At 65.0% G+C, this 9,874-nt stretch carries 9 protein-coding genes and 1 pseudogene; 3 read left to right on the forward strand and 7 right to left on the reverse strand.

What is annotated here, in order from left to right:
* Positions 1-133: 133 nt before the first annotated feature.
* The 3 genes from rlmN to cueR all read left to right on the forward strand — a co-directional run bounded on the left by rlmN (position 134) and on the right by cueR (position 4,252).
* A complete protein-coding gene (gene rlmN, locus ACTXGA_RS19190; RefSeq protein ID WP_443396225.1) occupies positions 134-1,318 on the forward strand; it encodes a dual-specificity RNA methyltransferase RlmN in 1,185 nt (394 codons plus the stop codon).
* Between the two features lie 79 nt (positions 1,319-1,397).
* Positions 1,398-3,866, forward strand: coding sequence for a heavy metal translocating P-type ATPase (locus tag ACTXGA_RS19195; protein WP_443396226.1), 2,469 nt, complete (start codon positions 1,398-1,400; stop codon positions 3,864-3,866).
* Entirely contained in the window at positions 3,863-4,252 is a 390-nt protein-coding gene (cueR, locus tag ACTXGA_RS19200; protein WP_443396227.1) for a Cu(I)-responsive transcriptional regulator, read from the forward strand. The genes ACTXGA_RS19195 and cueR overlap by 4 nt, the downstream gene beginning before the upstream one ends.
* Positions 4,253-4,340: 88 nt before the next feature.
* Here cueR and ACTXGA_RS19205 read toward each other — a convergent pair whose 3' ends face one another.
* The 7 genes and pseudogenes from ACTXGA_RS19205 to ACTXGA_RS19235 form a co-directional block, all read right to left on the reverse strand.
* Positions 4,341-5,045, reverse strand: a complete 705-nt coding sequence (locus tag ACTXGA_RS19205) for a GntR family transcriptional regulator (protein ID WP_443396228.1) — start codon at positions 5,043-5,045, stop codon at positions 4,341-4,343.
* 73 nt (positions 5,046-5,118) lie between these two features.
* On the reverse strand, positions 5,119-5,604 hold the full coding sequence (locus ACTXGA_RS19210) for a copper chaperone PCu(A)C (RefSeq protein WP_443396229.1): 486 nt from the start codon (positions 5,602-5,604) through the stop codon (positions 5,119-5,121).
* On the reverse strand, positions 5,601-6,914 hold the full coding sequence (locus tag ACTXGA_RS19215) for an ABC transporter permease family protein (RefSeq protein ID WP_443396230.1): 1,314 nt from the start codon (positions 6,912-6,914) through the stop codon (positions 5,601-5,603). The genes ACTXGA_RS19210 and ACTXGA_RS19215 overlap by 4 nt, the downstream gene beginning before the upstream one ends.
* Positions 6,911-7,594, reverse strand: a complete 684-nt coding sequence (locus ACTXGA_RS19220) for an ABC transporter ATP-binding protein (RefSeq protein WP_443396231.1) — start codon at positions 7,592-7,594, stop codon at positions 6,911-6,913. Before ACTXGA_RS19220 ends, ACTXGA_RS19215 begins: the two co-directional genes overlap by 4 nt.
* 6 nt (positions 7,595-7,600) lie before the next feature.
* On the reverse strand, positions 7,601-8,029 hold the full coding sequence (locus ACTXGA_RS19225; protein ID WP_443396232.1) for a hypothetical protein: 429 nt from the start codon (positions 8,027-8,029) through the stop codon (positions 7,601-7,603).
* A 147-nt stretch (positions 8,030-8,176) separates the two neighbouring features.
* Entirely contained in the window at positions 8,177-9,664 is a 1,488-nt protein-coding gene (locus ACTXGA_RS19230; protein WP_443396233.1) for an alkaline phosphatase, read from the reverse strand.
* Between the two features lie 94 nt (positions 9,665-9,758).
* Positions 9,759-9,874 (reverse strand): annotated as a pseudogene (locus tag ACTXGA_RS19235) (IS5/IS1182 family transposase); the annotation flags it as partial.

Genomic DNA, 9,874 nt, shown 5'->3' on the forward strand with positions numbered 1-9,874 from the left:
GCCTTGCGGCCGTTTGGAGCGTATTTGAAAAGAGAAGAAGCGGGGGCCGCGTGACGACGTGTCATTCGGCCCTTTGGCATTTGCGGCGAATCCTGTATACGGCGGGCTTCGCGCCAGACAGGAGCCTTTTCGCATGACTGCGACGACGCCCATTACCCAGGATCTCGTGACCATCCCCCGCAAGCTGCCGGAGGGACCGGTCAACCTTGTCGGTCTGACCCGCCCGCAGTTGCGCGAGGCGCTGCTGACGGCTGGCACGCCGGAAAAGCAGGTCAAGATGCGGGTGAACCAGCTGTGGCAATGGCTGTACCATTGGGGCGTGCGCGATTTCGACGCGATGACCAACCTCGCGAAACCCTATCGCGCCATGCTGGCCGAGAATTTCGTGATCGCCCTGCCGGAGGTGGTGTCGAAACAGGTCTCTGCCGATGGCACCCGCAAATACCTTGTGCGCATCGCGGGCGGGCATGAGGTCGAGGTGGTCTATATCCCCGAGGCGGATCGCGGCACGCTGTGTATCTCCAGCCAGGTGGGCTGCACGCTGACCTGTTCCTTCTGCCACACCGGAACGCAGAAACTGGTGCGCAACCTGACGGCGGGCGAAATCGTCGGCCAGATCATGCTGGCGCGCGACGATCTGGACGAATGGCCCGCGCCGGGCACCGGCACCGGGGTCGATGGCCCGCGCCTGCTGTCCAACATCGTGCTGATGGGCATGGGCGAACCGCTGTACAATTTCGACAACGTGCGCGATGCGATGAACATCGCCATGGACGGCGAGGGCATCGCCCTGTCGCGCCGCCGCATCACGCTGTCCACCTCCGGCGTTGTGCCGGAAATCGCCAAGACCGCCGAGGAAATCGGCTGTCAGCTGGCGGTCAGCTTTCACGCCACCACCGATGAGGTGCGCGACAAGCTGGTGCCGATCAACAAGCGCTGGAACATCGAAACGCTGCTGAACGCGCTGCGCGAGTACCCGCGCCTGTCCAACTCTGAACGCATCACCTTTGAATACGTGATGCTGAAGGATGTGAACGACACCGACGACGACGCGCGGCGCCTTGTCAGCCTCATCAAGGGCATCCCGGCCAAGATCAACCTGATCCCCTTCAACGAATGGCCCGGCTCTCCCTACCAGCGGTCAGACTGGTCGCGGATCGAACGCTTTGCCGACATCATCTACAAGGCCGGTTACGCCTCTCCCATCCGCACCCCGCGCGGTGAGGATATCATGGCCGCCTGTGGCCAGCTGAAATCGGCCACTGAGCGCGCGCGCAAATCCCGCGCCCAGATCGCGCAGGAAACCGGCCTCTCCTGACCCGGTGAAAAAATTCACTCGGGGGTCTTTACCTTCCCGTGACTGGAAGCCCTATATCCAGTCGCAGGAGGCAAGACTCATGAGCGTTTTACGTTTTGAAGTGACCGGAATGACCTGTGGCGGCTGCGCCGGGCGCGCCACCCGAGCGCTTGCCGGTGTCGAGGGCGTGGCTGAGGCCAATGTGAACCTCGCCAGCCGCATGGCGACGGTGAACACGGATCAACCGGCCACGGCCCTGCAAGCGGCGCTGAAGACCGCCGGGTATCCCGCCGCCGAATCCCGCATCCGCTTGGAGATAGACGGGATGAGCTGCGCCTCTTGCGTGGGGCGGGTGGAAAAGGCGCTGAACGCGGTCCCCGGCGTGATCGAGGCGCGGGTGAACCTGACCGCACAAAGCGCGGAGATACGCGCGCTGTCCGGCAGCGTCACGGCGGACACCCTTGCCCAGACGGTGACGCAGGCCGGTTATCCGGCCACGCCGATTGACGGCGATACCGGCCCCGACACCACGGAACGGCAGGCACAAGAGGCCCGCGCGCTGCGGCGCGACACGCTGATCGCGGGGGCGCTGACCCTGCCGGTGTTCTTGGGCGTCATGGGCGGGCACCTGATCCCGGCCATTCACCACTGGATCATGGGCACCTTCGGGCAGACCGCGTGGTGGGCGATACAATTCGTGCTGACCAGCGCCGTGCTGATCGGCCCCGGACGGCGTTTCTATCGCATCGGCCTGCCGCTGCTGGCCAAGGGCACGCCGGACATGAACTCCCTTGTCGCGCTCGGCACGCTGGCGGCGTGGGGCTATTCCACCATCGCGCTCTTTGCTCCCTCCCTGCTGCCCGCCAATGCCCGCGACGTCTATTTCGAGGCGGCCGCCGTCATCGTCACCCTGATCCTGCTGGGCCGCTGGCTGGAGGCGCGCGCCAAGGGCCGAACCGGTGCCGCCATCCGGCACCTGCTGGACCTGCGCCCCGACACCGCCCGCGTTGAACGGGACGGCACAACGCAAGAGATCGCCGCGACCGACCTGCAAAAGGGCGACGTGCTGCACATCCGCCCCGGAGAGCGGATTCCCACGGACGGCGTCGTGCTGACCGGGCGCTCCTTCGTCGAGGAAAGCATGGTCACCGGCGAACCCGCCCCGGTCGAGAAATCCGACGGCGCGCAGGTCATCGGCGGCACGGTCAACGGCGCGGGCGCGCTGCGCGTCCGGGCAGAGGCCGTGGGGGCCGACACCGTGCTGTCTCGTATCGTGGCGCTGGTCGAACAGGCGCAGGGGGCCAAGCTGCCGATTCAGGCGCTGGCCGACCGGGTGGTGCTGTGGTTCGTGCCAGCGGTGCTGGTCATCGCCACGCTGACGGTCCTGACTTGGCTGCTGTTTGGTCCCGGCCTGACCCATGCGCTGGTTGCCGGGGTTTCGGTCCTGATCATCGCCTGCCCCTGTGCGATGGGTCTTGCCACGCCGGTGTCCATCATGGTCGGCACCGGGCGCGCCGCTGAACTGGGCGTGCTGTTCCGCAAGGGAGAGGCACTGCAACGGCTCGAAGACGTGGGCGTCTTTGCCTTTGACAAGACCGGCACCCTGACCGAAGGCCGCCCCGCGCTGACCCGCGCAGAGGCGCTGCCCGGCTTTGATGCGGAAACCGTGCTGGCGCTGGCCGCCAGCGCCGAACAGGGATCGGAACATCCTATCGCGCGCGCGCTCTTGCAGGCCGCCGGATCGGTGGACCCTGCCGAGGAGCTGCAGGCCATTCCCGGTCACGGCCTGCGGGCGCGTGTCTCTGGCCGCGATGTGCTGGTCGGCAACGCCCGGCTGATGGCCCAGGAGGGTCTGGACCTCTCGCCGCTCTTCACCACCCTGAACGAGATGGAACAGGCCGCGCAGACACCCGTGCTTGTCGCCATTGATGGGCAATTGGCCGGGGCCTTTGCCGTGGCGGACCGGGTCAAACCCGGCGCGCGGCAGGCGGTTGCCGCCCTGCGCGAGGCCGGTGTGCAGGTTGCGATGATCTCGGGCGACGCCCGCGCCGTGGCGCAGGCCATCGCCCGCGATCTGGGCATCGACCATGTCGAGGCAGAGGTATTGCCCGAGGGCAAGGTCGAGGCCGTGCGCCACCTGCGCGACCGGTTCGGCGCGGTTGCCTTTGTCGGCGACGGCATAAACGACGCCCCTGCGCTGGCAGAGGCGGAGGTGGGCCTTGCCATCGGCACCGGCACCGATGTCGCCATCGAAAGCGCCGATGTGGTGCTGTCCTCTGGCGCGGTAGCGGGGGCGGTCAACGCCCTGCACGTCAGCCGCCGGGTGATGCGCAATATCCGCCAGAACCTTGTCTGGGCCTTTGGCTACAACGTGGCGCTGATCCCGGTGGCCGCCGGGGTGCTGTACCCGCTGACCGGTCTGCTGCTGTCGCCCATGCTGGCAGCGGGGGCGATGGCGCTGTCCTCGGTCTTTGTCCTGACCAACGCGCTGCGCCTGCGCCAGCTGGACCACGCATTGGCAGAGGAACGGCCCCCCGTCGCACCCGTGCAACAGGAGGCAACGGCATGAACATCGGACAGGTTTCGGAACGAGCCGGGTTGCCGGCAAAGACAATCCGCTATTACGAGGACATCGGCCTTGTGACCCCCCTGCGCAACGCCAACGGCTACCGCGCCTTTCGGGAAACGGATGTGCACAAGCTCGCCTTTCTGGCGCGGGCGCGGGCGCTGGGATTCTCGATCGAGGACTGCCGGATGCTGTTGGCGCTCTATGAGGATGAAACGCGCGCCAGCGCCGATGTGAAACACGTGGCAGAGGAGCACCTGACGCGGATCGACGAAAAGATCGCCCAGTTGCAGGGGATGCGGGAAACCCTGTCCTCTCTGGTGCATGCCTGCCACGGCGACGACCGCCCGGATTGCCCGATCCTGAAGGACCTCGCCGACGGCGCGTGAGGGGCACAATTCCTAAGGCTTCGTAAATTCGCCTCTGGAAACCATTGATTTCATTAGACCGGGTGCGTGTCCACGCGTGGACACCTGTTCAGCCGGGCACGGGTGTCGGCTCACCGACCCCCGTGGTTTCCAAAGGCAACGGATCGGCCTGCATGGAGCGCTCTATCTGCGCCCGCGACACCTCCCAGCCTTGCAGGACCAAGGCGACCGCCTGCTCGGCGTCGCCCGCCTCTATCGCGGCAATCAGTGCCTCATTCCGTTGCACGGCTCGTTTGAGCAGCTTCTTTTCCTTCCTTGTGTCCGGACGATAGAACCCCAGACCAAGGCGCGTGTGATCGATCAACATGCGCCGCAGCGCGGGCAGCAGGTAAGGGTTGTCCGCGACCTCCCCCAAACTCAGAAGGAAGACATGGTTTTCCAGCGCGGCAGCGGTCGGGTCCCCGGCCTGCACGGCCGCAAGGAAGCGGGATTGAATCTGCCTGAGCGTGTCGAGACCCGCAGACCGGTTGGACGCTGCCAGCCGGGCAAGGCTGGAATAAAGCAGCGGCGCGGTCTGGAACAGGCTGCGCAAGGTGTCCACGTCCATCAGGGCAACCCGCGCGCCCCGATTCACCTCCAGCCGCAGATAGCCCTCTCCGGCAAGCGCCTGAAAGATCTCGCGCAATGGCGTGCGGGAGAGGCCGTATTCGCCGGCAAGCTGGCTTTCGTCCAGTTCGCTTCCCGGCGCCAGATCAAGCGAGAGTATGCGCCGTTTCAGCGCGGCTTTGCAGGTATCCTTGCGTGTTGTCGGCATTGCATCCCCTTTGCACATCTTTTGTGTACGTAGGAAATGCAAGTTGGGTCAAGTTATTGAGGTGAAAACGCGATCAGTGCGCGTGGCCGGCGTGCCCGTGCTGGCGGGCATCCGCGGGTTCGATTGCCACGTCGATTTCCAGCTCACCGGCAGTGGTCCGCAGGATCACCTCCCAATGGCCGCCCTCCCCCAGCGGTGCCGCCAGACCGTCGAAACGAATGGCCAGACTGTCCGGTGCCAGGTCCAGCTCCTTGCCCGGCGCGACAGGGATCGGCGGCAGGGGGTCAAAGGTCATTTCCCCGTCTTTCATGCGAAAGCCGACCAACTGCCCCTCCGGCCCGCCGTCAATCCGCGCGCCGATGATTGCGACCGGGGCGTCGCCTTGGTTGTGCAGCTCCATGAACAGCCATGCATGATCGTGATCGGTGGCATTTGTCCACGGGTGCAGGATCTCAAGCCCGCCGATCTCAAAGGCATGCTCCGGATCGGCGTGGTCGTGGCCCTCTTCAGCAGGCACCGGGGTGGCAAGCAGCAGGGCAACGGCGAGCAGATGTCTCATTTCTGAAGGTTCTCCACGATGGGGCGTGTCAGGACGACCAGCGCCGGAACAAGCGACAAGAGCGAGGTGGCGGACAGGAAGGCCAGCGCAAGGTTGACCTCGGACCATGTGATTGCGGCGGTCACGAGGATATCGGTCCGTTCGGTCACGATCCGCGACAGGACAGCTGCGGCGGCAAAGCCAAAGGCAAGGCCCAGCACAGTCCCCGCCGCCAACAGACCGACGCCGTAGCCCCAGACAACCGACATGACAAAGCGGCGCGGCGCGCCCAGCGCGCGCAACATGGCCAGTTGGCGCTGAAACAGCCGCGTGAGGATGAAGAGACCCAGCAGAACAGAGGCGGCCACAAGGACCTGCGTAACGATGGACAGGATCGACATGGCCTGCCTGACATCGCCCATCACGCGGTAGAGATTGGCCAGCACCGTACCGGGGAAAAAGGCCATGGTCTCACCCGCTTCGGTAAATTCCGAACGCAGGGCGTAATTGGCCCAAAGCTCTGTCGCGCGGACGATGATCGCGGGGGTACCGGGAAACAGCGCGGGGTCAAAGGGCGGTCCGATGCGGTCGCCGTCCTCAAGGCCGTGACCGTTGGCAAGGCCGTGCACCTCCCAGACGGTTTCCACCGGGATCAGGATGGCGCGATCCCAGGGTGAGCCGGAGCGCGGGATGCGGCCCACCACCTCGATTTCGAACCCGTCGTGGGCATCACCCTCGGCGGCGTCACCGGTGCCATGCGCCGGGGTGAACCGATCGCCGATCTGCAAAGGGATCGCCGCCCCGATCACGGCCTCACCCGACCGTTCGAACAGGCGGCCCTCGATCTGGCCGTCAGAGAGGTGCAGCACGAAGTCGGCGATGGTGCCGACAACCGGCGCCCCCTCATAACTGTCGCCAAAGGCGATGGGTGCTGCGATATCGACCTGCGCATGGCTGGCGATCCGGTCATAGGCGGCCCCGTCGAGCAAGGGCACCGCGGTGGGTTGCAGGTAGACGGCGGCCATCAGCAGGGTCAACTCCGATCCCGGCGCGGCCACCACAAGGTCGAATTTCTCCGCCGCGCGGGCAGTGCCGACGCGCAGACCGCGCTCTTGTGCGATCAGGCCGATACCCATCCCGGTGGAAACGGCGATCAACAGGACAAACATCAGGTTCGCCCAGCGGAACCGCCAGAGCAACGCACTTACCAGCGGCCAAGGCTGAAACCCGCGCATCAGTACCGCCCCGAGGAGCAGGAGCGGCAAGAGCAGCGCAGCCGCAACCGCGATATCCTGCGCAAGGACGGGCAGGGCGTCCCAGATGTCCATCATGCGGCCAGATTCCCAGTGTCGGCGGTCAGGGTGCCGTCCTCGATGGTCAGGACACGATCCATCCGGTCGAGCAGGTGTGTATCGTGACTGACGGCGATCAGGGTCTTGCCGGTGTCGCGTGCCAGCGTCAGCAGATCCTCGATCAGCCGGTCGGCGGCGGGTCGGTCAAGGCTGGCGGTGGGTTCGTCCGCCAGCAGGATCGCGGGATCGCCCGCCAATGCGCGCGAGATGGCGACGCGCTGACGCTCTCCGCCGGAAAAGCTGGCCACCGTGCGGCTGTCCCCCGGAACGCCGAGGCGGTCCAACCGGTCAGCGGCGCGGCGGGTGATCCCCGCCCGCGACGACCGGCGCGAAAACAGCGCGCTAAGGCCCGCGTTGGCAAGTGGAGAGAGTTCGTCGAACAGCAGGAAGTCCTGAAAGATCATGCCCATGTGGCGCGCCCGAAAGGCTGTGCGCTGCTCGGGGGACTGCTGCGACAGGTCGGTGTCGCCCCAACGCACCGTTCCTTCGGCCTCCAGCAGGCCGCTGAGCGCATGCAGAAGGGTCGATTTGCCCGCCCCGGACGGGCCGCGCACGCCCAGCAAACCGCCCGCAGGCACATTCAGTTGCGGCACCGACAGCAATTGCCGCCCCTTCCGTGTCCGGACGGACAGCTGCAAAACCGAAAGGGGCAGGGACATGGGGTGTCAGGCCTCGAAATAAGTGGCGTCCGTCAGGCGGACAAGGCTGAGAAATCCGGTCTCCGGATCCTTGAAACTGCCAAGGTCGAGAACACCGCGCGCCTCGATCTTGACGTTATATGGTAACACTTGAACCACACGCTTGGTGTAGATTGCAAGGATGTCAGAGGGCCATTCTGCCGCTGTTTCGCAGAAAGGGCAGACCGACATCGGCATCTTGGTCAGGACAAAGAACTGCGATTCCGCCTTCAGCGGCGGCGCCATGTAGCCTTCGATCGTCAGACGGGAGCCGACATTCTGTGTTGCGATGTCGGACATGCCGCCGCCTTTGCGGTAAAGGTCCCGAATTTTCAGGGTCTTGTCCCCGGCCCACAGGGGCGCGGCGATCAGCGCCGGGGCAGCAAGACCCGCGCGGAGAAATTTGCGACGGAGCATGACGGATCTCCTGTGGTTGGATTTGGCGCAACGGCTTTCTGCGCGCAGATGTAGGAAATCCCCGCACGCGGAAAGAAATTGCGCTGCGGGGGCAAAGGGAAATGGCCCGGGGTGCGGACACCCCGAGCCGTCGTCCCTCTGCGGAGATCACTCGGCGTTGATCGCGTGATGCATGACGTGGAAGATCACGTTCTGCTCGATGGTCGAGTCGAACAGATGCGCCCACGGCCCCTTGGCATAGACCATGACGTCCTCCCCCGAGTGGGTTTCCGACGACATCGGGATCAGCGCCTGCTGGACATAGTCCAGATCGGTCGCGTCCTCCTGCGTCAGGTCGGGGCGCGCGCCTTTGAAGTCATTGCCGTCTTCGACCAGCACCGACCCGGAACCGTTCAGGAAACCGATGACGGTGTAGGGCTTGCCGTCCTTGGCCAGCAGCGGCTCATCCGCGTGCTTGTCGCCTTCCTTGGCCACGCCGTAGCACAGGCCCAGAATGTCGGAGCCACGGCCGCAGTAACCATTGAACGCGATGGCGTGTTCGTGGTCGGCGGTGACAATGATCAGCGTGTCCGCGTCATCGGTCATCTCATCCGCGATGGCGACCGCTTCGGCAAAGGCGCGGCCATCGGTCAGCGTGCGATAGGCGTTGCCCGCGTGGCTGGCATGGTCCACCCGACCAGCTTCGATTTCGAGGTAATAGCCGTTCTCGTTCTGCGACAGGAACTCGATGGCCTTCTTGGTCATGTCGGCAAGCGACGGCTCGTCCTCATCGGCGCGGTCGGCCTCGTATTCCATGTGGCTGTCGTTGAACAGCGCAAGGATCGGGCTGTCCATGGTCAGCGCGCCGAAGGTCTCGGTGTTCCACGCGTATTGCGCACCGGCATCCTTGGCCGCGTTGATCAGGTTGACGCCGTCCTTGCGGCGGCCTTCCTTGCCTTCTTCGGTGACGACACCTTCGGGCGCAAAGTGGCGGCGGCCACCGCCCATGGCGAGGTCGATCACGCCCGCGTCCATCATGTCGATCAGCTGGGCCGCGATGTCCTTTTGCGTGGTGCAGCCCTCAGGCACGCTGTCTTCCCAGTTGCGGTTGGCGGTCTTGGCGTAGACGGCCGCCGGGGTGGCGTGGGTCAGGCGCGCGGTCGAGACGACTCCGACAGACTTGTCCATGTCGGTCACGATCTCGGCAAAGGTGGTCAGCTCATTGCCGGCCACGGTGCCACAGTCGTCATGGATCGCGTCACCGCCAAGGTTGATCAGGTTGAAGCGCTGTTTCACGCCGGTGTTCATGGCACCCGCAGTCGGGGCAGAGTCCGGGGTCTGGGCATTGATGTTGTAGGTCTTGACCAGCGCCGCGTTCCAATCGGTGGTCTCATAGGGCAGGACATGCTCTTCGCCCAGTTTGCCCATCTGCTGACCGATGAAGAGACGGGTCGCATAGTTGGTGCCGACACCGTTGCCGTCGGCCACCAGAACGATGACGTTCTTGGCGCGGCCGGTGTTGTGCTGGCGCGCGATCAGGGCATCGACGTGCGCCTGACCGGCGGTGAACCATTCGCTGGAGGCTTGCGGCAGGTCCTGGGCGAATGCGGGCAGCGCGGCAGCGATGGCTGCAACGGATGCGAGGGTCTTTTTCATGGAAGTGGCTCCGGGTTGGCGATGTTATCGCCCCCCCGTTAGGCACGTTGCGTCTCGGATTTTTTACGGTTCTGTAACAGTTGAGGGTCAGGATTCATAACCAGTAGATGACGAGGGCGGCGAGGGCGATGGCCGAAAAGAAGACCTTCGGGCACCGGTCATATCGGGTGGCCACACGCCTCCAGTCCTTGAGTCTTCCGAACATGATCT

The organism is Antarctobacter jejuensis (assembly GCF_052266595.1).
Lineage (GTDB): Bacteria > Pseudomonadota > Alphaproteobacteria > Rhodobacterales > Rhodobacteraceae > Antarctobacter > Antarctobacter jejuensis.

Coding starts and splice junctions, on each gene's coding strand:
- rlmN (WP_443396225.1), top strand. CDS start 134: ATGACTGCGACGACGCCCATTACCCAGGATCTCGTGACCATCCCCCGC.
- ACTXGA_RS19195 (WP_443396226.1), top strand. CDS start 1,398: ATGAGCGTTTTACGTTTTGAAGTGACCGGAATGACCTGTGGCGGCTGC.
- cueR (WP_443396227.1), top strand. CDS start 3,863: ATGAACATCGGACAGGTTTCGGAACGAGCCGGGTTGCCGGCAAAGACA.
- ACTXGA_RS19205 (WP_443396228.1), bottom strand. CDS start 5,045: ATGCCGACAACACGCAAGGATACCTGCAAAGCCGCGCTGAAACGGCGC.
- ACTXGA_RS19210 (WP_443396229.1), bottom strand. CDS start 5,604: ATGAGACATCTGCTCGCCGTTGCCCTGCTGCTTGCCACCCCGGTGCCT.
- ACTXGA_RS19215 (WP_443396230.1), bottom strand. CDS start 6,914: ATGATGGACATCTGGGACGCCCTGCCCGTCCTTGCGCAGGATATCGCG.
- ACTXGA_RS19220 (WP_443396231.1), bottom strand. CDS start 7,594: ATGTCCCTGCCCCTTTCGGTTTTGCAGCTGTCCGTCCGGACACGGAAG.
- ACTXGA_RS19225 (WP_443396232.1), bottom strand. CDS start 8,029: ATGCTCCGTCGCAAATTTCTCCGCGCGGGTCTTGCTGCCCCGGCGCTG.
- ACTXGA_RS19230 (WP_443396233.1), bottom strand. CDS start 9,664: ATGAAAAAGACCCTCGCATCCGTTGCAGCCATCGCTGCCGCGCTGCCC.